General features: G+C 69.2%; 22 protein-coding genes and 3 pseudogenes. 10 read left to right on the top strand and 15 right to left on the bottom strand.

Features of this window, described 5'->3' with window-relative positions; translation table 11 throughout:
- Positions 1-24: 24 nt before the first annotated feature.
- Entirely contained in the window at positions 25-711 is a 687-nt protein-coding gene (locus ACZ3IC_RS14390; RefSeq protein WP_467415978.1) for a GDSL-type esterase/lipase family protein, read from the bottom strand.
- A 58-nt stretch (positions 712-769) separates the two neighbouring features.
- Between ACZ3IC_RS14390 and ACZ3IC_RS14385 the strand changes: the two genes are divergently transcribed.
- Both ACZ3IC_RS14385 and ACZ3IC_RS14380 read left to right on the top strand, forming a co-directional pair.
- Positions 770-1,771 carry a WD40 repeat domain-containing protein gene (locus tag ACZ3IC_RS14385; RefSeq protein ID WP_467415977.1) on the top strand — a complete coding sequence of 334 codons (1,002 nt, stop codon included), beginning with the start codon at positions 770-772 and terminating at the stop codon, positions 1,769-1,771.
- Between the two features lie 60 nt (positions 1,772-1,831).
- Positions 1,832-2,359 (top strand): GNAT family N-acetyltransferase, encoded by a 528-nt coding sequence (locus tag ACZ3IC_RS14380; protein ID WP_467415975.1) that lies wholly within the window; start codon positions 1,832-1,834, stop codon positions 2,357-2,359.
- A gap of 107 nt (positions 2,360-2,466) precedes the next feature.
- Here ACZ3IC_RS14380 and ACZ3IC_RS14375 read toward each other — a convergent pair whose 3' ends face one another.
- Entirely contained in the window at positions 2,467-3,078 is a 612-nt protein-coding gene (locus ACZ3IC_RS14375) for a Uma2 family endonuclease (protein WP_467415974.1), read from the bottom strand.
- Between the two features lie 110 nt (positions 3,079-3,188).
- Positions 3,189-3,692: a DinB family protein gene (locus tag ACZ3IC_RS14370; protein ID WP_467415972.1), complete on the bottom strand. Its 504-nt coding sequence runs from the start codon at positions 3,690-3,692 to the stop codon at positions 3,189-3,191.
- A gap of 84 nt (positions 3,693-3,776) precedes the next feature.
- Between ACZ3IC_RS14370 and ACZ3IC_RS14365 the strand changes: the two genes are divergently transcribed.
- Positions 3,777-4,187, top strand: coding sequence for a DUF4259 domain-containing protein (locus ACZ3IC_RS14365; RefSeq protein WP_467415970.1), 411 nt, complete (start codon positions 3,777-3,779; stop codon positions 4,185-4,187).
- A 69-nt stretch (positions 4,188-4,256) separates the two neighbouring features.
- Here ACZ3IC_RS14365 and serC read toward each other — a convergent pair whose 3' ends face one another.
- The 7 genes from serC to ACZ3IC_RS14330 form a co-directional block, all read right to left on the bottom strand.
- A complete protein-coding gene (serC, locus tag ACZ3IC_RS14360) occupies positions 4,257-5,375 on the bottom strand; it encodes a phosphoserine transaminase (RefSeq protein WP_467415969.1) in 1,119 nt (372 codons plus the stop codon).
- A gap of 95 nt (positions 5,376-5,470) precedes the next feature.
- On the bottom strand, positions 5,471-6,679 hold the full coding sequence (locus ACZ3IC_RS14355) for a cytochrome P450 family protein (protein WP_467415966.1): 1,209 nt from the start codon (positions 6,677-6,679) through the stop codon (positions 5,471-5,473).
- Positions 6,676-7,980 carry a cytochrome P450 gene (locus ACZ3IC_RS14350; protein WP_467416106.1) on the bottom strand — a complete coding sequence of 435 codons (1,305 nt, stop codon included), beginning with the start codon at positions 7,978-7,980 and terminating at the stop codon, positions 6,676-6,678. Before ACZ3IC_RS14350 ends, ACZ3IC_RS14355 begins: the two co-directional genes overlap by 4 nt.
- 8 nt (positions 7,981-7,988) lie before the next feature.
- Complete coding sequence (locus ACZ3IC_RS14345; protein ID WP_467415965.1) at positions 7,989-8,639, bottom strand: GTP-binding protein; 651 nt, start codon at positions 8,637-8,639, stop codon at positions 7,989-7,991.
- The gene (locus ACZ3IC_RS14340; protein WP_467415962.1) at positions 8,620-8,982 is read right to left on the bottom strand and encodes a DUF742 domain-containing protein; all 363 of its coding nucleotides are present in this window, start codon (positions 8,980-8,982) and stop codon (positions 8,620-8,622) included. Before ACZ3IC_RS14340 ends, ACZ3IC_RS14345 begins: the two co-directional genes overlap by 20 nt.
- Positions 8,979-9,425: a roadblock/LC7 domain-containing protein gene (locus tag ACZ3IC_RS14335; RefSeq protein ID WP_467415960.1), complete on the bottom strand. Its 447-nt coding sequence runs from the start codon at positions 9,423-9,425 to the stop codon at positions 8,979-8,981. Before ACZ3IC_RS14335 ends, ACZ3IC_RS14340 begins: the two co-directional genes overlap by 4 nt.
- Complete coding sequence (locus tag ACZ3IC_RS14330; protein ID WP_467415958.1) at positions 9,422-10,924, bottom strand: sensor histidine kinase; 1,503 nt, start codon at positions 10,922-10,924, stop codon at positions 9,422-9,424. The genes ACZ3IC_RS14335 and ACZ3IC_RS14330 overlap by 4 nt, the downstream gene beginning before the upstream one ends.
- A 293-nt stretch (positions 10,925-11,217) precedes the next feature.
- Here ACZ3IC_RS14330 and ACZ3IC_RS14325 point away from each other — a divergent pair, with 293 nt between their 5' ends.
- The 3 genes and pseudogenes from ACZ3IC_RS14325 to ACZ3IC_RS14315 all read left to right on the top strand — a co-directional run bounded on the left by ACZ3IC_RS14325 (position 11,218) and on the right by ACZ3IC_RS14315 (position 15,093).
- Complete coding sequence (locus tag ACZ3IC_RS14325; RefSeq protein ID WP_467415955.1) at positions 11,218-14,106, top strand: FAD-binding and (Fe-S)-binding domain-containing protein; 2,889 nt, start codon at positions 11,218-11,220, stop codon at positions 14,104-14,106.
- 162 nt (positions 14,107-14,268) lie between these two features.
- A pseudogene (locus ACZ3IC_RS14320) lies at positions 14,269-14,445 on the top strand (IS5 family transposase); the annotation flags it as partial.
- 81 nt (positions 14,446-14,526) lie between these two features.
- On the top strand, positions 14,527-15,093 hold the full coding sequence (locus tag ACZ3IC_RS14315; RefSeq protein ID WP_467415954.1) for a DUF4291 domain-containing protein: 567 nt from the start codon (positions 14,527-14,529) through the stop codon (positions 15,091-15,093).
- Between the two features lie 250 nt (positions 15,094-15,343).
- Here ACZ3IC_RS14315 and ACZ3IC_RS14310 read toward each other — a convergent pair whose 3' ends face one another.
- From ACZ3IC_RS14310 to ACZ3IC_RS14300, 3 genes are all read right to left on the bottom strand, one after another.
- The gene (locus tag ACZ3IC_RS14310) at positions 15,344-15,481 is read right to left on the bottom strand and encodes a hypothetical protein (protein ID WP_467415951.1); all 138 of its coding nucleotides are present in this window, start codon (positions 15,479-15,481) and stop codon (positions 15,344-15,346) included.
- 466 nt (positions 15,482-15,947) lie between these two features.
- Positions 15,948-16,337, bottom strand: coding sequence for a hypothetical protein (locus ACZ3IC_RS14305; RefSeq protein WP_467415949.1), 390 nt, complete (start codon positions 16,335-16,337; stop codon positions 15,948-15,950).
- Between the two features lie 132 nt (positions 16,338-16,469).
- Entirely contained in the window at positions 16,470-16,775 is a 306-nt protein-coding gene (locus ACZ3IC_RS14300) for a hypothetical protein (RefSeq protein WP_467415947.1), read from the bottom strand.
- A gap of 150 nt (positions 16,776-16,925) precedes the next feature.
- Here ACZ3IC_RS14300 and ACZ3IC_RS14295 point away from each other — a divergent pair, with 150 nt between their 5' ends.
- Positions 16,926-17,654 (top strand): transposase, encoded by a 729-nt coding sequence (locus ACZ3IC_RS14295; protein WP_467415945.1) that lies wholly within the window; start codon positions 16,926-16,928, stop codon positions 17,652-17,654.
- 19 nt (positions 17,655-17,673) lie between these two features.
- Here ACZ3IC_RS14295 and ACZ3IC_RS14290 read toward each other — a convergent pair whose 3' ends face one another.
- The gene (locus ACZ3IC_RS14290; protein WP_467415944.1) at positions 17,674-18,063 is read right to left on the bottom strand and encodes a hypothetical protein; all 390 of its coding nucleotides are present in this window, start codon (positions 18,061-18,063) and stop codon (positions 17,674-17,676) included.
- Positions 18,064-18,279: 216 nt separating this feature from the next.
- Here ACZ3IC_RS14290 and ACZ3IC_RS14285 point away from each other — a divergent pair, with 216 nt between their 5' ends.
- Positions 18,280-19,458, top strand: a complete 1,179-nt coding sequence (locus tag ACZ3IC_RS14285) for an alpha/beta fold hydrolase (protein ID WP_467415942.1) — start codon at positions 18,280-18,282, stop codon at positions 19,456-19,458.
- Positions 19,459-19,548: 90 nt separating this feature from the next.
- Positions 19,549-20,083 (top strand): annotated as a pseudogene (locus ACZ3IC_RS14280) (helix-turn-helix domain-containing protein); the annotation flags it as partial.
- Between the two features lie 137 nt (positions 20,084-20,220).
- Here ACZ3IC_RS14280 and ACZ3IC_RS14275 read toward each other — a convergent pair.
- Positions 20,221-20,999: pseudogene (locus tag ACZ3IC_RS14275) on the bottom strand (helix-turn-helix domain-containing protein).
- A gap of 380 nt (positions 21,000-21,379) precedes the next feature.
- On the opposite strand from ACZ3IC_RS14275, the gene ACZ3IC_RS14270 reads away from it, so the two are divergent.
- Entirely contained in the window at positions 21,380-21,844 is a 465-nt protein-coding gene (locus ACZ3IC_RS14270) for a glycine-rich domain-containing protein (RefSeq protein ID WP_467415939.1), read from the top strand.
- Positions 21,845-21,861: the final 17 nt, after the last annotated feature.

Here is a 21,861-nt window from a genome sequence, read left to right as displayed (position 1 = left end):
GTGCTGGGCGGGAAGCCCGGTCGGCTATGGGCGGGCCGCGTACGGGCCGCCCAGGCCCCACGCCTGGTGCATCGCGTCGGCGAACGCGGCCGCCAGTTTGTGTTCGCCGGTGGGGCCGGGATGCGTCCCGTCGTACGTGTCCTTGTGGATGTCGTACCCCGGCGGGCGGGAGGCCAGCAGGATCGGGGACATCGGGTGGTCGAGGTCGGCGACGGCCTTCGCCAGAAGCTCGTTGAAGCGGTCGCACTCGGCGGCGAACGGGGCGTCCGACTCGGCCCGTATGTTCGGTATCACGGGCAGGAGCACCATCTTGACGTGCGGGTTCGCGGTGCGGGCCGCCGTGATGAACGCCCTTGCGTTCAGGGCGGTCTGACCGCTGTCCGTATAGAACCCGAGGTCTATCAGGCCGAGCGAGACGAGCAGGATGTCCGTGCGGTGCTCGGTGACCGTGTCGGCGATCACCGGGGCCATGTGCAGCCAGCCCTCACCCCAGCCGGCCAGATGGGTGCGGGACTCGACGGGGAAGTCCGGTGCGCCGTACGCGTACGAGACAGGGGTGTTCGTTCCGGTGTCGTACAGCTCGCTGCGCGGGCCGACGATCGCGAACGGGGCATCGGAAGCGGAGGCCAGGTGCTGCCACATCCGGTAGCGCCAGGTGAAGTCGCCGGCGCGGCCGATCGTCATGGAATCGCCGACAAACGTGAAACGCATGGCGTCATCATCGCGGATCATTCATCCGACCTGCGACGTGACGATGGACACTTGTGTCATGCGTTCGTACCTGACTGTGTCCGGAGCCGCCACGCTGCTCCTCCTCGCCGGGGTGTCTCCCGCCGCGGCATCCGGAGACGGGGCCGATCGGAACTTCACGATCGAGGACCCCCGGATCACCGAGTCCAGTGGCCTCGCCGCCAGCCGCGCCCACCCCGGCATCTACTGGACGCACAACGACAGCGACGACGGGCCGTACATCTACGCCGTCGACTCCCGGACCGGGAAGACCGTCGCGACGATCACCATGCAGGGGGTGGGGCAGCCGCGCGATGTGGAGGCCGTCTCGATCGGGCCCGACGGCCATCTGTACGTCGGTGACATCGGCGACAACCTGAACGGAAGCTGGGACCACGTCTGGATCTACCGCTTCCCGGAGCCGAAGGAGCTGAAGGACGCGACGGTCCGGGCCACCCAGTTCGATGTGAAGTACGCGGACGGTCCGCGTGACGCCGAGGCGCTGATGGTCCACCCCACGACCGGGCGCGTCTACATCGCGTCGAAGAACGAGGACGGCGGCGGACTCTACGAGGGCCCGGCCGAGCTCACCGCCGGCGCCACCAATGTCTTCCGACGGGTGGGTGAGGTGCCGTGGGTGACGGACGGGTCGTTCTCACCGGACGGCAAGGAACTGGTGCTGCGCTCCTACTTCGGCGCCCGTGGCTACGCCTTCGAGGACGGCAGGCTCGGCGCCGACCACGCGGTTGAGGCGCCGTTCCAGCGGCAGGCCGAATCGGTGACGTACACGGCGGACGGCTCGGCGCTGATGTTCGGCTCGGAGGGGGCACGGAGCGATGTGGCACGGGTGGATGTGAGCGGGGGTGGAAGCGGAGGTGGCGGCGGTGATTCGTCGTCCCCAGGGGGCGACTCGTCGGCGTCGTCCGCCGGAGCGGGGGACGGGGGCGCCGGGGGCGGGAAGGGCATGACCCTGACCGGTGTGCTGGTGCTCGCGGGGATCGGCTTCCTGATGTTCATGGGGCGGCGGAAGAAGGGGAACTGACGGTCCGGTCCGCTGTCCGCCGTGGTGCGCGCGTAGGGTCCGCCTCCTATGAAGAACCGAATGATTCGTGGACCCGAGCCCTTTGCCACCGCCCGGCTGGACGCGCTGCCGCTGCGGGTCGCGTACGCGGACGAGATGGCAGCGGTGCTGGACGACCCGGCCCTGCACACCTACACGGGTGGTGCTCCGGAGACCGCCGACGGGCTGAGGGCCCGCTACGAACGCCAGACCGCCGGTTCGCCGGACCCCGGCGTCGGCTGGTGGAACTGGGTACTGCGGGTACGGGGCGAGGGCTGCCTGGCCGGTTACGTACAGGCGACGGTGCACGCGCGGGACGCGCAGGCGGAGATCGCCTGGGTGGTCGGGACGCGGTGGCAGGGGCGCGGGTACGCGAAGGAGGCCGCGGCGGGGCTGGTGGCCCACCTGCTCGGGGCACGGGGGGTGCGTACGGTCGTCGCCCACGTCCATCCGCACCACGACGCCTCCGCCGCTGTGGCCGCCGCGGCGGGGCTGGCGCCGACGGAGGAGTGGTGCGACGGTGAACGGCGCTGGCGCTGGCCGGCGCACGGGCGGCCTCGTACGCCATGACTGTGGTGTGGGTGCGCGCGAGTTCGAAGCGGGGGAGCGAGGAGCGGGCGGCGGGCATCACCCGGCTCCGGGAGGTGCTGGTGGCGGCAGGCGGGTGATGCCGGGGATCAGGTCCGGGGGCGGCCGGCTTGGATGAGCTCGGCCACATCGAGCGTCACCGGGGCGCCGATCGCATCGGGCAGCGTGACCGTTTGCCCGGGGGCGTACACCTGGTGAGTGTCGTAGCCGCCGCCCATGGGGTCGGTCAGCACATGCACCCGGCCGTGCTTGCGGTCGACGATCACGTACACCGGGATCTTGGCCTCGGCGTAGGCGGCGACCTTATTGCGCAGGTCGTTGTTGTAGTTGCTGGAGGTGACCTCCAGAACGAGGCGGAAGACGGCGGGGTCGTAGCAGTTGTTCTCGGCCGGATGCTCGTCGAAATCGGCGTCGACGACCGCAAGGTCGGGGATGGCGTAGTCCTCGGGGCCGCCGGGGAGCCAGAGGCCGATGCCTTGGAGGACCTTGGTCTCCTCACCGTGGATCCCTGCGGCAAGGAAGGAAATCATGAGCGTGGTCAGTGCATTGGCGTGCAGGCCGTCCGGGGGTGGAGCCACAGTGATGACGCCTCCGATGATCTCGACGCGGTAACCCGGATGCTGCTCCATGAGGCTGTTGGCTGTGTCGAGCAGCGACTCCGGCTCACCGTCACAGGGGTGCTCGACTGCTGCTGCAGACATTGCGGGCCTCCTGAAGGGGTGATGTCGAGGCCATCATCGTAAGACGGTGCGCCTTGCGTGTCCTGTATGTCGTCCGTCCACTCGGTCGAGTGAACGAGGCGTGCCAGACCCTATGCAGAGGCGCTCTGCGGGTGCGTGCCCGTCGCCCCGTCGATCAGTTCGCGGACGATGTCCATGTGCCCGGCGTGTCGTACCACGTCCTCCAGCATGTGGATGAGCACCCAGCGCATCGACACCTTCCGCCCGTCCCACGCCGTACCGATCGCGTCGAGCGGGATCTCGTCTATCGCCCGGTCGGCGGCGGTGCGGGCGCGGGCGTAGAACGCCAGGATGTCGGCGGTCGTCTCGTCCGGGGCGACCGTCATGTCCTCCGTGTACGCGTCGAACCAGAGCTTCTCCGTCTCGCGGCCGAACGTCGTGCAGAACCAGCCGTACTCGACCGTTGCCAGATGCTTGACCAGGCCCAGCAGATTCGTGCCCGTCGGGGTCATAGGGCGGCGCAGCTGCTCGTCGTCGAGGCCGTCGAGCTTCCACAGCACCGCGTCGCGGTGCCGGTCGAGGGCGATGTGCAGGGATTCCTTCTCGTCGCCGGTGTACGGCACGGTCTTCGTCATGGGAGGACCGTAACAACAGGCACTGACAGGCCCGTTGTCAGTGGTGGTTGCGAGGATGGCCGGACCATCGAAGGAGGGGGCGCCATGGGCACCTGGGACATCGGCCATTTCGACAACGACACCGCAGCGGACTTCTCGGGGGACCTGGACCACGCCCCGCAGGGCAAACGCGCGGAGCTGATCCGGGACGCTCTGGCGGATGTCGTCCGGACCGAGGACTACCTCGACTCCGACGAGGCCGTCGTGGCCGTGGCGGCGGCCGCTCTGGTGGCCGCGCAGTGCCCGGGTGGGGAGCCCGTGACGACTGCGTACGGTCCGGACAAGCCGCTTCCGGAGCTGCCCGTGGACCTGCGGGGCCTTGCGGTTCAGGCTCTCGACCGGGTGGTGGCCGAGCCGTCCGAGCTGCTGGAGCTGTGGATCGAGGGCGGTCACGGGGAGCCCTGGAAGGAAGGGATCGGCCGGCTCCGGGCGGTTCTGGCGGAGGCGGCGGGGTGAGGAACGGCGAGGGGCCCTGGTACGGATCCGGATCCGTACCAGGGCCCCTCGGAGATGTGCAGCTGCTTGCTACAGCTTCTCGATCACGTAGTCGATGCACGCCGTCAGCGCCTGGATGTCCGACGGGTCGATCGCCGGGAACATCGCCACGCGCAGCTGGTTGCGGCCCAGCTTGCGGTACGGCTCGGTGTCGACGATGCCGTTGGCGCGCAGCACCTTGGCGACGGCCGAGGCGTCGATCTCGTCCGCGAAGTCGATCGTGCCGATGACCTGCGAGCGCTTCGCCGGGTCGGTGACGAACGGGGTCGCGTACTTGGACTCCTCCGCCCAGCCGTACAGGTTCCGCGCCGAGGTGGCCGTGCGGCGGACCGAGAAGTCCAGGCCGCCCTGGGTGTTCAGCCAGTTCAGCTGCTCGTTCAGGAGGAACAGCGTGGCCAGGGCCGGGGTGTTGTACGTCTGGTTCTTGAGGGAGTTGTCGATCGCCGTGGGCAGGCTGAAGAACTCCGGGATGTGGCGGCCCGACGCGTGGATGCGCGCGGCGCGCTCCAGGGCTGCCGGGGAGAAGACACCGATCCACAGGCCGCCGTCGGAGGCGAAGGACTTCTGCGGGGCGAAGTAGTAGACGTCCGACTCGGTGATGTCGACCGGCAGGCCGCCCGCGCCGGAGGTGGCGTCCACCAGGACCAGGGAGCCCTCGTCGGCGCCCGCGACGCGCTTGACCGGTGCGGCGACACCGGTCGAGGTCTCGTTGTGCGTGAACGCGTAGACGTCGATGCCCGCCTCGGCCCGGGGGTCCGGGTGGGTGCCGGGATCGGAGGCGATCACGGTCGGGTCGGCCAGCCACGGGGCGAGCTTGGCGGCCTTCGCGAACTTCGACGAGAACTCGCCGAAGTTGAGGTGCTGGGACTTCGTCTCGATGAGACCGTGCGTCGCGATGTCCCAGAAGGCGGTGGAGCCGCCGTTGCCCAGGATCACCTCGTAACCCTCGGGGAGGGAGAAGAGGTCGCGCACGCCCTGACGCACCGCGCCGACCAGGTTCTTGACCGGGGCCTGGCGGTGGGACGTACCGAGAAGAGACGTACCGGTGGCGGCCAGCGCGTCGAGCGCCTCCGTCCGCACCTTGGAAGGACCGGCGCCGAAGCGTCCGTCGGCGGGCTTGATGTCAGCGGGAATCTGGATATCGGCCACGAACCGGAGCGTAATACCTCACGGACACGGTCCTCGACCGTGTCCGTGAGGTGAGACATCTGCTCCGGTCCGTGGACGGCGGGAGCCGAAGCCGGTCAGCCCAGATCCACCGGCAGGTCGTGCAGGTCGTTCTGGGTGACGATCGGCTTGTTCCGCAGCTCGGACGCCGGGACGGCGAGCTCCAGCTCCGGGAACCGCTCGTACAGCGCGGGCAGCGCCACCCCCGCCTCCAGCCGGGAGAGTGCCGCACCCGGACAGACGTGCGGGCCGTGACCGAACGCGATGTGGCGGTTGGGGGAGCGGGTGATGTCGAAGTCACCGGCCGTCGGACCGTGCTGCGCCTCGTCGCGGCCCAGCGCACCGTACGAGACGATCAGCGCCTCGCCCTTCGGCAGGACCTTGTCGCCCACCTCGATGTCCTCCGTGGCGAACCGGAACAGGACGTGGGACGTGGGCGTGTTCCAGCGCAGTGTCTCCTCGATCACGTTCTCCCACGGCACCTCCCCGTTCAGCACCTGCTTGCGCTGCTCGGGGTGCGTCTGGAGCGCGACGACCGCGTTCACGATCAGGCTGATCGTGGTCTCGTGACCGGCCGCGATGATCAGCTGGAGGGTGTTGACGATCTCCTCGTCGGTGAGGCGGTCGCCGTCCTCCGAGGCCGCGATCAGGGCGCTGGTGAGGTCGTCGCCCGGGTTTTCCCGCTTGGAGTCGACGATCTCCGTGAAGAGCGCGCCGAGGTCCGCCATCATCTGCGGGACCTCCTCCGGCGGCGTCTGCGTCGAGAAGAACTTCTCGAAGAGCTCCTTGAGCCGGGGGTGACCGGAGGCGTCCACGCCCATCAGCTCGCTGATGACGTTCATCGGCAGCGGGTACGCGAACTCCGCCTTCAGGTCGACCCGCTCGCCGTCGGGCAGCGCGGCCAGCCGGTCCAGGCTCGCCGTGGTCAGCGCCTCGATGCCGGTGCGCAGCCGTTCCACGCGCTTCACGGTCAGCGCCTGCGCGACCAGGGTGCGCAGCCGGCGGTGGTCCGCGCCGTCGACCGTGAGCATGGAGCGGCCCGGGTTGGCGAGGCCGATCAGCGGCCAGTCCATCGGTATCTCGCCGCGCTGCCAGGCGCCCCAGACGTTGATGTCCTTCACGAGCCGGCTGTCGGTGAGCAGCTGCCGCGCCTCCGCGTGGTGGGTGACCGCGTAGCAGTGCACCCCGCCCGGCAGTTCCACCTCGGCGAGCGGGCCCGCTGCCCGCAGTCGGGCGCTCTCGCCGTCGAGGTCGGCGACGAAGGGGTCGAGGGCGATCCGGGTCATCTCCGGCCTCCGATGGTGGGTTCGACGGTGAGTGCGTTGTCGGTTCCGTCGGCGAATCCGTTGGCGGATCCGATGGCGGGGGTGGGCGTGAAGGTCACCGGCAGGTCCGTCAGGCCTCGCAGCCACGGGGACGGGCGCCGGGTGAGCTGCTCGGCGGGGACGGCGAGGTCGATGTCCGGGAGCCGGTCCAGCAGTACCTCGATGCCGGTACGGGCGATGACCTCGGCGGTCTCCTGGGCCGGGAACGGGCAGCGGTGCTCGCCGTGGCCGAAGGACAGGAACGCGTTGTTGCCGCCGGTCAGCGTGGAACCGTCGGTGCGGATCTGCGGGTCCGCGTTGGCGGCGGCGATGCCCAGCAGCAGCAGGTCGCCCGCCTTGATGTGGCGCCCGCCGAGATGGGTGTCGCGCGATGCCCAGCGGCCCGCGATGTTCTGCGTCGGGGTGTCCTCCCACAGGACCTCGTTCATGGCCTCGGCGACGCTGTGCCTGCCGCCCGAGAGGGAGGCGGCGAACCGGGCGTCGGTGAGCATCAGCCGCAGCGAGTTGCCGATCCAGTCGGCGGTCGGCTGGTGGCCCGCGGCCATCATGACCATCAGGTCCTGGACGATCTCCTCGTCGGTGAAACCGCCCGAGTCGGCGAGCATCCGCGTGGCGACGTCGTCGCCGGGCGCCGCGTGCTTGTCGACCAGCAGCTGGACCATCGACGAGGCGAGGTGCTGCTGCCCGGCCAGGGCCCGCTCCCGGCCGTCGATCATGTCGTTGATCGAGCCGACCAGCGCCGCGCCGACGCTGTTGTTGAAGCCGTAGAGCTTCGCCAGGACGAGGGCGGGGAGCAGCATCGCGTACTCGGCGATGATCTCGGTGCCGCCCGTGGAGCAGAACCGGTCGATGAGACCGTCGGCGAACTCCTCCGCGTACCGCTTCAGTGCGAACGGGTCGACGGCCTCCAGCGCGTTGCTGATCATCCCGGCGCGCTCGGTGTGCCGTGGGCCGACCGTGTAGAGGATCGACGGCTGCTTGCGGCCGATCATCGGCAGCAGCGGCCAGTCGTCGGGAATGCGGTCCCACTGGTTCCACAGGTCGGAGTCGCGGCTGAACAGCACCGGGTCACCGGTGAGCTGGTGCAGTTCGCGGTAGCCGAGCACGAGCCAGGCGGGGACGTCGCCGTCGAGGACGACGGGCGCCACGGTCCCGTGGTCGCGGCGCATCTCGCGGTACAGGCGGGTCGGTTCGGTCTGGAACCGGGGGCCGGAGAGGGGCACGCGGCCCTGGGACATGGGGCAGCCGGAGGGCGGCGCCAAGGGCTGGGTCACGAGGTGGGCTCCGGGGTCTTCTCCGGTGTGATCTCCGGACGGGCGGCGGACTGGCCGGCAATCCTGCCCTGCGACAGGGCGTGGAGGTGCTCGACCAGTGTGATCAGTACGTACTTGCTGGACGAACGGTCCCGGGCGTCGCACTCCACCAGGGGCACGTCGTCCGAGAGATCGAGCGCCTCCCGTATCTGCTGTTCGGTGTGGAGCGGGCCGCCGAAGTCGTTGCACGCCACGATGAACGGCGTGCCGTGGTGCTCCAGGCGGTCGATCGCGTACCAGGAGTCGGCGAGCCGACGGGTGTCGACGAGGACGACGGCACCGAGCGTGCCCGAGAACAGCCGGTCCCACAGGAACCAGAAGCGTTCCTGGCCGGGGGCGCCGAAGAGGTACAGCACCGAGCGTTCGTCGAGCGAGATCCGGCCGAAGTCGAAGGCGACGGTCGTGGACGTCTTCGAGTGCACACCGTCGAGATGGTCGACGGCCTCGCCCGCGCGGGTCATGGTCTCTTCCGTGTTCAGCGGGCGGATCTCGCTGACGGAGCGGACCATGGTGGTCTTGCCGACCCCGAAGCCGCCGACGACGACGATCTTCAGTCCGTTGTCGGCCGTCGCCTGCAGGGCGGCACGGTCAGAGGTTGCGGAGTCCAACGAGCACCTGTTCCAGGATGTCGGGGTCGGGGAGCCGGTCCGCGACACGGGCGGTACGGGGGTGACGGGCGCTGATCCGGCCGGTGTCCAGAAGATCGGACAGCATGATCCGGACGATGCTGACGGGCAGGCCGAGGCCCGCCGCGATCTCCACGACCGCGGTGGGCCGCTTGCACATGCGCAGGATCGTGACGTGCTCCGACTGCATGCCGGGGGTCGGCTCGCACTCGGAGACCACCAGCGTCACCAGGTCGAACGCGTCCGAATCGGACCGGCTGCGGCCACCGGTGAGGGTGTACAGCCGGTCCGGGTCGTCGTCCCGGCCGGGACGGGGGCGGGTCATACGTTCGCTGTCGCGTCGACGGCCGCGGTGGCCGAGGAGGCCGAGGGAGAGCGCGGCGGGGCGCTCAGGTGCTCGCCGAGCTGCTCGACGAGTTCGCTCATGTTGTGGCCGATGAGGCCGACGTCGGCCACATCGGAGGCGACGACCGCGAGATGGGCGCCCGCGCCCGCCTCGACGATGAACAGCACGCCGCCGTAGAACTCGGCCATCGCGGACCGTACGCCGCCGGTGCCGTCACCGAATTCGACGGACGCGCCGTGCGACAGGCTCTGGATACCGGCCGAGATCGCGGCCAGCTGGTCGGCCTGGTCGACGGAGAGCTCGGGGGTACGGCACAGCTTGAGGCCGTCCCTGGACAGAACGAGGGCATGACGGGTGCCGGGGGTGCGCTCCAGGAGCCCCTCCAGTAGCCAGTTGAGCTTCTCGTCGGTGGTCGCGGTCATCGGGTGTTGCCTTCTTCCGGGTGCGGGGAGTTGGCCCGAACAGCCTGGCGGAAGCTGCTGAAGCGGGCTGCCTGATCCTTGGGGTCGGCGTTACGGGGCCGGGGGGTTGCGGTGGCGCCGTTGGCGCCGGTACGGGCCTCGGCGGCGGCGAGGGTGCGGCCGCGGGGGCGCTTGGGGAGCCCGCTCTCGCCGAACCGGGGGAGGTTGCGGGTGGTCTCGGACTCGGGGGAGTCCGATGCGGGGGCGGGGGTGGCGGCGGCTGCCGAGTTCTGTGGGTGCTGAGCGTCGGCCGTCTTCGTCACAGCCGTCGTCGCTGCCGATTCGTGCGTGGGTTCCGGCTCGGAGGCCGGCTGGGGCATCGGCTGGGGCAGCGGCTGGGACAGCGGGGCCGGGGCCGGGGCCGGTGCAGGGGCCCGGGTGAGGAGCTCCTGCGGGAGCATCATCAGGGTGCCCGTGCCGCCGCGCGCGGACGGTCGGAACGACACGGTCAGACCGTGCTTGCGGGCCAGCCGGCCGACGACGGCGAGGCCGAGCCGGGTGCCGGAGAGACCTGTCAGGTCCTGGTGGGTGGCCGACACCGCACGCTCGGCGCGGCGCAGCTGCACGTCGCTCATGACCAGGCCGCTGTCCTCGACGGTCAGGACGATGCCGGCCGGCACCTCCTCGACGTACACATGGACCTCCGCCGTGGGCGGCGAGAAGTTGGCGGCGTTGTCGAGGAGCTCGGCGAGTGCGTGCATGACGCCCTCGGCGGCGTGGCCGGCGACCGCGACATCGCTGGTCGAGTGGAGACGTACCCGCTGGTAGCCGCTGATCCGGCCCATCGCGCCGCGCAGGATCGACTCCATCACGATCGGCTTCGCCCAGCGCCGTCCGGAGCGGGCGCCCGTCAGCACGGCGATGGAGTCGGCGAGCCGGCCCGCCTGGGCGGTGCGGTGGTCCAGATGGAGCAGATCGCCGAGCACGTCCTCGGAGGCGTGCCGGTGCTCCATCTCGCGCAGGTCGGCGAGCATGCTGGTGGCCAGGGCCTGCATCCGGCCCGCGGCGTTGGCGCAGGCGGCGATCGCGGCGGAACGCTCGGTCTCGCTGCGGGCCGCGCGGGCGGTGAGCCGCTGGACCTCGGCGGTGAGCCGTTCGCTCTCGGCGACGGCCTGCGAGGTGATCCGCGCGGTCTCGGTCTCGGCCGCGGCCTTGATCCGGGCGGTCTCGGCGGTGAACCGCTGGCCCTCGGCCGCGGAGGCGGATACGAGCCGGCTGATCTCGCCGGTGAACCGCTGGGTCTCCGCCGCGAGACGGGCGCGCAACCGGTTCGCGGTGGCGCGGGCACGGACGGCGGCGGCCACGGCGGCGGACAGCAGCACGGCGGCGGCGCCCGCCCCCCAGGCAAGCGTGGTCCGTACCGAATCGGGGGCAGCGGCGACCGCCCACAGGCACAGGGATCCGGTGACGGCCAGTGAGATCAGCAGGGCCAGTGCTGTCGGCCGGGATGAGGGGCTCAAATGGAGGTCCTTGGGGGCGGACGGGGTGGACGGGACGGACGGGGCGGGCAGGGCTAACAGGACTGATCTGGATAGATCGGTACAGCAGGGGTGAACGCGACAACTGGAGTTGATAATTCCCAGACAAGTCGTGGTCACTATATGAGAATTGACTCTCTATTTGTGAAGCGCTTGCGGCGTTCTTTGTCACGTATGTGATTACGTGTCCGACGTATTCCGGCGTATTGACGTATTCGGGGGACGCGCGCGGGTACAGGGCCGCCGAGTGACCGGATCAACGGCATCCTGGCCCCATGGCCGCACATCGGAAACCGGCGGAACGCACCGCACTCGCACAGGCTCTGCGCATCGCGGTTCGCGGAGAGGTCGACTTCGGCCGCACCGCACGGGCGTTGACGACGATGGACGCCTCCAACTACCGCCGCGTCCCGCTCGGTGTCGTCGCCCCGCGCGACGCCGACGACGTGGCCGCCGCGCTCGCCGTCTGCCGTGCACACGAGGTGCCCGTGGTCCCGCGCGGCGGCGGCACCTCCATCGCCGGGCAGGCCACCGGCACCGGTGTCGTCCTCGACCTCACCCGCCACATGCGCGGGATCGTCGGTCTGGACGCCGAATCCCGTACCGCGGTCGTCCAGCCGGGTGTGATCCTGGACGACCTGCGCACGGCCGCCGCCCCGCACGGCCTCACCTTCGGCCCCGACCCCTCCACGCACAGCCGCTGCGCGCTGGGCGGCATGATCGGCAACAACTCCTGCGGCGCGCACTCGGTCGCCTGGGGCACCACGGCCGACAATGTGCACGCGCTGACCGTGACCCGCTACGGCGGCGACACGCTGCGGCTGGACCGGGGATCCGGACTGCCCGAGGGACTCTTCGAACTCCACGGACTCATCGGCGCGAACCTCGCACTCCTGCGTACCGGATTCCCCGAACTCCCGCGCCGCATCTCCGGATACGCCCTGGACGCGCTCCTGCCCGAGCGCGGGACCGACCTCGCCCGGGCCTTCTGTGGCAGCGAGGGGACGCTCGGTGTGGTGACGGAGGCGACCGTGCGGCTGGTCGAGGCACCGGCGGCCCGCGCGCTTGCCGTGCTCGGTTACGCCGACGAGTCGGCGGCCGCCGAAGCAGCTCCCGGCCTGCTCCCGCACCACCCCCTGACCGTGGAGGGCATGGCCGCCGATCTCGTACGGGAACCGGTCGGGCTGCCGCGCGGCGGTGCCTGGCTCTTCGTCGAGACCGGCGGCGCCACTCCGGCCGAGGCGCGGGCGCACGCCGAGCGCATCCTCCGGGCGGCCGACGCGCTGGACGGCGCGGTCGTCACCGACCCGGCCCGGCAACGGGCCCTGTGGCGCATCCGCGAGGACGCCGCGGGCACGGCCACCCGCATGCCGGACGGCACGGAGGCCTGGCCCGGCTGGGAGGACTGCGCCGTACCGCCCGCCCGTCTCGGCCCGTACCTCCGCGACTTCCGTGCCCTGCTCGCCACCCATGGGCTGCGCGGCACCCCGTACGGACACTTCGGCGACGGCTGCATCCACGTCCGGATCGACTTCGACCTGCTGGACCCCGAGGGAGTGGCCCGCTTCCGCCGCTTCTCCGAGGAACTGGCGGACCTGGTCGTCGCGCACGGCGGATCACTGAGCGGGGAACACGGCGACGGCCAGGCCCGCGCCGAACTGCTCCCGCGCATGTACGGAGACGAACTGGTCGCCCTCTTCTCCCGGTTCAAGGACATCTGGGACCCGTACGGCGGCATGAACCCCGGCATCCTCACCCGCCCCGCCCGGCTCGACGAGAACCTCCGTTTCGAGGTGCTGCCGAAGCGCCCGGTGGACGTCGCGTTCGGCTACCCGCACGACGGCGGCGACTTCTCCGCGGCGGTACGCAGATGCGTGGGCGTCGCCGCATGCCGTACGGCGAAACCGGCGGGCGCGGACGTGATGTGCCCGTCGTTCCGGGCGACCGGCGAGGAGGCCCACTCCACCCGCGGCCGGGCCCGGCTGCTGCACGAGATGCTCGCCGGCGAGGTGATCACGGACGGCTGGCGGTCGACGGAGGTGCGCGACGCGCTCGACCTCTGCCTGTCCTGCAAAGGCTGCCGCAGCGACTGCCCGGTGGGCGTCGACATGGCCACGTACAAGGCGGAGTTCCTGCACCACCACTACCGGGGGCGGTTGCGCCCCGCCGCCCATTACACGATGGGACGGCTGCCGGCCTGGCTGCGTGCGGCTACCCCGTTCGCACCCGTCCTGAACGCCCTGGCCCGGTTCGGCCCGTCGGCGGCCCTGGCCAAACGACTGGCGGGCATCGCTCCGGAGCGGACGATCCCGGTACTGGCGCGGGAGACGTTCACCCGGTGGCTCCAGCGGCACCAGGGAACCCGGTGGCTCGGGCGGCACCAGGGCACCCGGTGGCTCGGGCGGCACCAGGGCGAGGGGGCGGTGATCCTGCCGGGCGACCAGGTGGTCACCCTCTGGCCCGACACCTTCACCAACCACCTCTCGCCCGAGGTGGGGCGGGCGGCGGTCCGGGTCCTGGAGGCGGCGGGCCGGAGGGCCGTGCTGCCCGGCCGTGGACTGTGCTGCGGCCTCACATACGTGTCGACGGGCCAGCTGGTCAGGGCCCGCAAGGTCATGCGCCGCACCCTGGACCGGATGGGCGTCACGCTCGGCAACCCGCTCGTCGTCCTCGAACCGAGCTGCGCCGCCACTCTCCGCACGGATCTGCCCGAGCTCCTCCCCGACGACCCCCGAGCCGCCGCACTCGCCGGATCAGTACGGACGTTGGCGCAGTACCTGGAGGAGTACGCCCCCGACTGGCAACCACCCCGCCTGAACCGCCGGGCCGTCGGCCAGACCCACTGCCACCAGCACGCGGTCCTGGGTGACGCGGCGGACCGGCGGTTGCGCGAACGGGCCGGGCTGACCGGCGAGTTGAGCGGCGGCTGTTGCGGACTGGCCGGGAACTTCGGCTTCGAACGCGGTCACTGGCAGGTGTCGGTGGCCTGCGCGGAGGAGCAACTGCTGCCCTCTGTACGGGCCGCCGGGCCCGGCACGGAGTTCCTGGCGGACGGCTTCTCCTGCCGGACGCAGCTGGAGCAGCTGGGCGGTGTGCGGGCCCGGCACCTGGCGGAACTGTTGGCGGAGGGGCTGCCGCCGGAATCGGGTACTTCCTGCGGCTGAGGCGCGGAGCGATCGTTATCTAGCGCTGTGAGACATTTACGCAGGTCATGGCGCTAGAGCGTGTATCGAATGTGGATCTTGAACGTGAGATGATCGTGGTTCGTGGCACGTGGAGATCTGACGGACGCGCAATGGGTAGTGCTCGAACCGCTGTTGCCGAAGGGCAAGAAGCCCGGACGGCCGCCGAAGTTCGACCCGCAGGATTACAAGGCGCGGCATGCGGTCGAGTGCGGCATCAACCGCCTCAAGAGACACCGGGCCGTGGCCACGCGCTACGACAAGCTCGCGGTTCGCTACGAGGCGACCGTCCTCGTCGCGGCCATCAACGAGTGGCTTTGAGCAGCGCATTCGAACCGGCCCCGGGGACGGCAAGGCAAAATGGCTCGCCCCGCCAGCGGACCAGATGGCAGGGTGCGGCGCATGACGCCCCAGTATCAGATTCGTGCCGACTACGACGCTCGCACGATCGTGGTCTATCAGGCGTACTCGCATGCCATCGCTGACGCGGCACTGCAGGCGGGCCGCTTCGTTGCGCCGTTCTCGTTCCACCGAATGACGTGGATCAAGCCGTCGTTCATGTGGCTGATGCACCGCAGCAACTGGGCCCGCAAGCCTGGCCAGGAACGTGTTCTCGCGGTGCGGATTACTCGGGAGGGCTGGGAGGAGGCCTTGTCCCAGGCCGTGCTGACGACCGCCGACCCGGCGGCGGTGGCCCAGGCAGCCGTACATGTTCAGTGGGACCCTGAGCGCTCGCCGCGCGGAGCGGCCCTGAACCACTACAGCATCCAGGTCGGCATCGGTCGCCACCTGATCCGCACGTTCACCGACGACTGGATCGTCAGTCTCACCGACCTCACCCCCCAGATCCGCAAAGCCTCGACACTGATACAGACCGGGCACGCCACCAAGGCTCATCGGCTGTTTCCTGCGGAGCGCGCCTACCCAATGCCCCGGACACTGGAAGACGTCGTTTCCTCAGGTAGATGACCGCGACCGGTGAGGATCGGCCACCGTACTACGAGCACTTTGGACACACGCCCTAGTGGCGGGTAAGGCATGTTAGGCATGGGCCTGCGGGGTCTCCGGTCGTCTCTACCGTGAAGGTGAGTGATCAACGGCCGGTGTAGAGAGGGACGTCGGTGGCTCTCACGGACCCGGGCAGGGTGGAGGGCGCGTGCCATGTTGTTTACGGGTCCGGCTGATATCGAAGGCCCGGCCTTGTGTGTACGCCTAGCGCCTACACCGACTGGAGGGTCAGTACGAGCACCACGCTGTATCCGCACAGCAGCAACAGCATGGCGACCCAGCTCAGCACCGTGTGCAGGCCGAGTCCGCCGGCCGTCATGCCGAGATGGACTCGCACCGCATGGCTCACGCGGGGCTGTCCATCATGCATGGATCCACGCTCAAGCGCTCGGCGAATCCGGCGCAGATCAACGGGCTCGCGCACGGCGAGGCAAACGCCGTATCGGTCGCGTACCACGATCACTCGGTCCACCCTCCCTCCCCAGGAGAAGCTCGCGAGGAGCCGCACCCGGGTGACCGCGGAAAGGTCTACAGTGCGTACGCCGGTCACGGTCCGCGCGGTCATTTGATTCCCGGAGGACCGGACCGGGGGCAGCACGCATGAACTTCGCTGATCAAGATGAAGCCGACGAGTGCAGCGACCAGGCCCAGAGCAAGAACCACACCGGGGTGAATGCCACCCAGGGCGCTGGCCGCAAGCCCGACGAAAGGGAGTGCCAAGAGCGCTCCGACCAGTACCACGCCCTGCCTTGTCCGGCGTCGGCCGGTCGCGGGCGGCACTGCATGGAGCTTCTTCTGAGATGTGGACATACGCTTCAGCTGCCGTGCGGGCCACGCGCGCGTGGCCTGGTGGCGACCCCGTGGTCGGAGCGCATGTGGGGTGGAACGACGAACTTCGGGGCGTTGAACAGCACCACGAGGACCTCCAGCAGCAGGCAGACGAGGATCGCCAGCAGCGCCACCACGAAGACTCCGAGCGACACGCCGCTCAGATCCATGTCGGTTGCTTCAAGCAGGAGCAGGATCGCGATCGCCCACAGCGATACGGCGGTAAGGCCCAGGGCTCTGATCTCACCGCGCTTGACGGCTGGGCCGAACGGCAGGAAGGAGACGGTGGCCGTGAAGTGGTCGATCAGGGTGTCGTCTTTCCATAAGCTGGGCTGCCTTCCAGGTGATGAACGCAGCGCCGAGCGCGAAGAAGGCAAACAGGAAATACGCCACCTTAACGGTCCCTACCCTTTGACGTCCTGGTCTGCCACCTGCTCGCGGGAGCGCCGGACGGGCTCCGAGGGTACGACATCGCCCTGCGGAGCCCGTCGGCTGTGTGCGTCCGGCTGTCAGCCGAACAGTTTCTTCCATCCCTTCGAGATCACGTTGTTGACCGTGCCCGTCGAGATGATGCCGGTAACCGCGCCGACGCCGGCGCCGAGGGCCCCTCCGATGACGGTGCCCACGCCGGGGGCGATGGCGGTGCCGATGGAGGCGCCGAGGGATGCCCCCAGCTTGGTCGCGCCGATCACCACGGCGGTGTCGGCGACGGTCTCCACGGTGGTCAGGGCGATGTTCCCGCCCGTGGCCTGGTAGTGCAACGCGGCCGGCCAGCGCACGACCGAGACGGAGCACGGGGCGTCCGGGAACACCAAGACCACGTACTGCTACGAGGACGCCAGACCGCACGTATTGTCCGGCTCCAGCACCAGACGGCCACCACCCGCCCAGCCAAGCTCGCCCAGCCCTTCACCCGGTGGTTGATCCGCAAGCTCGCCGCATATCTCCACAGAGTTTACGGGCGGGTGATCCGCATCGGTCGCGAGGCCCTGCGCTGCCTGCTCGCCCGACGCGGCGTCACTTTCCAGCGGACCAAGACCTGGAAGGAGTCCACCGATCCTGACCGCGATGCCAAGCTGGACCGGATCGAGCACGTCATGGACCATTTCCCTGACCGCGTTTTCGCGTTCGACGAGTTCGGGCCGCTCGGCATACGCCCGACCGGCGGATCCTGCTGGGCCGAGCAGGGCCGGCCCGACCGGGTCCCGGCGACCTACCACCGCACCCACGGCGTGACCTACTTCCACGGCTGCTACTCCATCGGCGACGACACCCTCTGGGTGTCAACCGCCGCCGCAAGGGCACCACGAACAGCCTGGCCGCGCTCAGGTCCATCCGCGCCGCTCGCCCCGACGGCGCCCCGATACGTGATCAGGGACAACCTCTCCGCCCACAAGGGCGCCAAGATCCGCCGGTGGGCGTGGAAGAACAGAGTCGAGCTGTGCTTCACCCCGACGAATGCCTCCTGGGCCAATCCGATCGAGGCGCACTTCGGGCCGCTGCGGCAGTTCACCCTGGCCAACTCGAACCACCCCAACCACACCGTTCAGACCCGCGAGCTGCACCGCCATCTGCGCTGGCGCAATGCCAACGCCCGCCACCGCGACCTCCTGGCCGCCCAATGCCGCGAACGAACCCGCATCCGCAGCGAGAAGGGCCTCCGCTGGGGCGGCCGACCGTTGGCCGCGGACTGAGGCTTCCCGCCACGACGGCCTACTCGGCCATCTCCTCGGGAGAAAGACGAGTGATCTTCTTTCCTGCTTCGGTCTCGACCAGGGTCAACGCGCCAATCCAGTTCCCGTCTTCGGGATACTCCCAGTTGGCCGCGTCTTCGAGAATCGCCGGAAGCTGATCACGAGGCACCAGCTCGCCGGGCTGGAAGCCGTTCTCTCCGGCGGGGGATGTCCACGGCGCGAGTCGGCGGACCTCGGTCCACCCACGATCGATGAGAGCGAGCAAGATTCCCGCCAGCTCGTTGACCGGTCGAGACTGGTCGGCTTCGTCGAGATCGCCCCAGATACCAGGCAGGATGTCGATCTCATAGGAATTGACCATGAAGGCTTCTTCAGACTTGGTCAATGTGTCCCACTCTTGCTTGCTCACACAGCAATCGTCGCAGAGCCGGGGGCACGACAGGCTCCCTACACGGCTGACCAAACCATCCCGACTCGGAGCTCACCCTGACCGCCCGGACCCGGTGAACCTTCGCGGTCACAGCACTGATGTACTGACCGGAGAGGGTGGTTGAGTTCTCACTCATGTCATGGTCCGGAGATCGTCGCTTGACCTGGACCGAGGTCCAGGTTCGAGGCTTGCGCCATGAGTGAGAAAGAAGAGCAGTTCGGCATCGGAGAGGTCGCCGCGCGTGCCGGTCTTGAACCTGACACGCTGCGGTACTTCGAGCGACAGGGGATCTTGCCTGCCCCTCGGCGTAACGCTGCTGGGCGCCGTCAGTACGTCGCTGCCGATGTTGACTTGATCCGCATTCTGGTTCACTTGCGCGAGACAGGGATGCCTCTGGCCGACATCGCGCAGTTCACCGGCGCTGACGCCGAGGTCACCGAGCCGTCGCGGTTGCGGCTGGAGCTGCTCACAGCGCATCGCCGTCGCGTCGAGGATCGCCGCGAGGCGCTGGATCGAGCCCTCGAGGTGATCACCCGCAAGATCGCGGACTACACCGATCAAGCAACCAACTCGCCGGAAGTTCTCAAGCGACCCGATACGACGATCGCCTACAGCGTTCAGGGGGAGGGACCCCTGCTCTTCCTCGTCGGCGCGCCGACAGGGAGAGCCGGGTTCGCGGCTCTCGCGGACGAGCTAGCTGGGCAGTTCACCGTCGTCACCCATGATCCTCGCGGTATCGGTGCCAGTCGCATGACACCCGGAATGGCTGCGCCTACGCCCGAAGTCCTCGCTGAAGACCTTGCTGCGCTGGTCGACACGTTCACCGGCGCGCCGGCAATCTTCGTCGGCACGAGCGGCGGGGCCGTGACCCTTCTCGAGCTGGCTAAGCAGCATCCCGGCCTCGTCGGGTCTGCCGTGCTACACGAGCCGCCCCTGATCACTCTTCTGGACGATGACACCCTCGCAGGTCGCGCTGCGTCGGCGTTCGCTGTTGCGACAACTGATCCTCAGCGAGCCGTGCAGGAGTTCTTCGACCTCAGCGGCGCCGCCCACTACACGGGCCCGGATCAGATGCCTCCGACGCATATCGCGTTGCCGGAGCTGCCGGCTGAAGAACTCGACAAGAACCGCTACTTCCTTGGTCAGATGGCTGGCCCCAGCGTCTTCTACGAGCCCGACATCGAGGGTCTACATCGAACCAGGCTGACCGTGTGCGCCGGCTCGTTGAGCCATCACCAGATGGCGCGTCGGGCGGCCAACGCCCTGGCCGCTCTGCTGCGTCAGCCCCTGGTCGACATGCCCGGCAACCACGTGGGCGCAAGCACGGACCCGGCAGGGTTTGCTCGTGCTCTCATGCCGCTACTCGACGTCTGAGCACACGTCCCCACACGACCATTCGGTCGTCCTGCACTCGAACGAGCACTCGGCCCTCCTGGGCCGCCCCGGTCCAGGAGGGCCACGACTATGTCGCACCCGAACGCTGCCTTGACCCCGCGCCACCGACACAAGGTGGGCCCTTCTCGTCGTCGAGGGCGGGTGGTGGCCGATCAGCGAGGTCGCCGCCCGGTTCCAGGTCTCCTGGCCGACCGTGAAGCGCTGGGGAGACCGCTGGCTCGCCGACAAGTCCATGCATGACCGGTCGTCACGCCCGAGGACGTCGCCGAACAGGACGAACAAGCCGGTGACGAGGCGCTGCGTGAGCCTGCGAATTCGATTGAGGGAAGGGCCCGTTCAACTCGCCGCCCGACTAGGCATCGCACCGTCGACGGTGCACCGCATCCTCACCACCGCTCGGCTGAACCGGCTGTCGCACCTCGACCGGGCAACGGGTGAGCTGGTCCGCCGCTATGAGCACGCGTACCCCGGCTCGTTGGTGCACGTTGACGTGAAGAAGCTCGGGAACATCCCCGACGGCGGGGGCTGGCGCTACGTCGGCCGCAAGCAAGGCGACCGCAACAGGGCCGGCACCCCCGACAAGCCGCGTCGGGCGAACTCGGGACGGTGGTGTGTGAGCACCGGCAGACCGAGAATCGCCACGGCAAGACCTTCTGCCGAGCCTGCGAGCGACAGCTCTACCTGTGACGAGTCCGCCCCCGGGGCTGTTACTTGGGACCGGCTCGTGGTGTGGGGGACGCGTCACTCCGGCGGCTGGTTGTACCGCTCCAACGTTGCCTTGCTCGTGGACCGGTCGACAAGGCGCAGTTCCCATGGCCCGGTGTTCACGTCGAAGTCCTTCCCGAACCCAACCCACTTCCCGGCCATCCGTCGGCCGGTCGGCTCGACCAGGAGCTGAATGGCCCCGTGGTACCGGGCGCCGTTGTAGTAGCCGTCCGAAGCGGTCTGCTCGACCCACGATCCGGTGACCACGTTGCGGTCAACGGTCAGGTCCAGCGTGAGCGGGCTGTTTGGGTTGCTGCTGGCCCCGGGCAGGCTCTGAGCGGTCAGCCGGTTTCCGTGCTGGACGATCACTACATAGTGCTTGCCCTCATACGAGTCACCCCGGCTCGAAGAGAAGAACTCGTAGTGGCTGAGCCACACCCCCGAGAACGTCTCCTCAGCCGTCTGCGTGGCGGGCTGCACGCCCGCTGCGGCAGAAGTGACACCACCTGTACCCGTCTCCATGTCATGCCCTCCCTTCCCGTCTCCGTGCACCCGTGCCATCGGTACCGGCAGGGTGAACCCCAGGGCCTCGATAGGACGGCCAGTGACCCGTTCCAAGGCTCTGGCGTACACCCCCGAGGGGTCTTGCTCGTACCGGACTCCCAGCGCTGCACCAGGCGCTTCGAAGCCTCGTTCGGCTCTCCCAGTTCCGCACCTGCCCGGCGGAGCGCCTTAGCAAAGTCGTCTTGGCTTAAACGCAGGCCGATACGCACGGCCCGCAGCACATCATTCGGCAACACGGCGGTCGTCGTCATGACGTCAAAGCTAGACCGAACTGACGCCCAATGACACCCAATTGACGCCCTTGTAAGTGTCATTGACGCCCCTCCGAGCGACGCCCCGACGACGCCCGTTCCGTCGTCGCTCTGCCCTACCTCCTGGCCGGAACATCAAGGCGAACCGAGGGCAGTTACGAGGGAGGCGAGCGGATGACGACGACCATGCGGGTATCCCGCGACGGCGGACGGACGTACGGCGGAGAAGTCGTCTGCCCGTCCGACCGGGCCGTGAAGCCGCTGACACCCACGGCCTCCGCCATCTGGCCCGCCTGCGAATGCCCTCGGTGCGCCAACTCCGATCACGCACTATCCGCAGGGACTGGCTACCGCCACCCCTTGACGAGGAAGGCACAGACGTGACGATCACGCAGTACAGCCCCGCCGAGGTTCAGAGCCTCATCAGCCCGGACCTTCGGGTGCTACTCATCAAGGACGTGCGCAAGACCTGGCAGGACCTCACCGACGAGATGGGTGAGCGCGGCGTGAACCAGCTGGTGGCCTTCCTCGCCACCAGCACCCGGAGCGATGAGCCGCTCACCCCGTCCCTTCGGGTGGATCTGTTCTGGCACGCCTTCGTGCAGCGCACCGTGCACTACGTCGCCCTCTCCAGGTCACTCGGCGTGGACTACATCCACCACGTCCCCGACGAGGACGAGGGCGGCTCGGACCCCGAGGCCGGCCGCGCCGCCATGGCCCTGACCACGGCCGCGATCCGTGCGGCCGGGTTCACCATCGATGCCGAGTTCTGGCCGAACGAGGGCGCGGCGGACTGCTCGCAGTGCCACGCTGGCTGCACCGACAGCCCCGTCGGCGGGAAGTAGCTCCACCCAGTCGGCCA

It is taken from the genome of Streptomyces sp. NPDC002958 (genome assembly GCF_055563255.1).
Note: the sequence above shows the minus strand (reverse complement) of the source record. Positions and strands in the feature narration are given on the sequence as shown.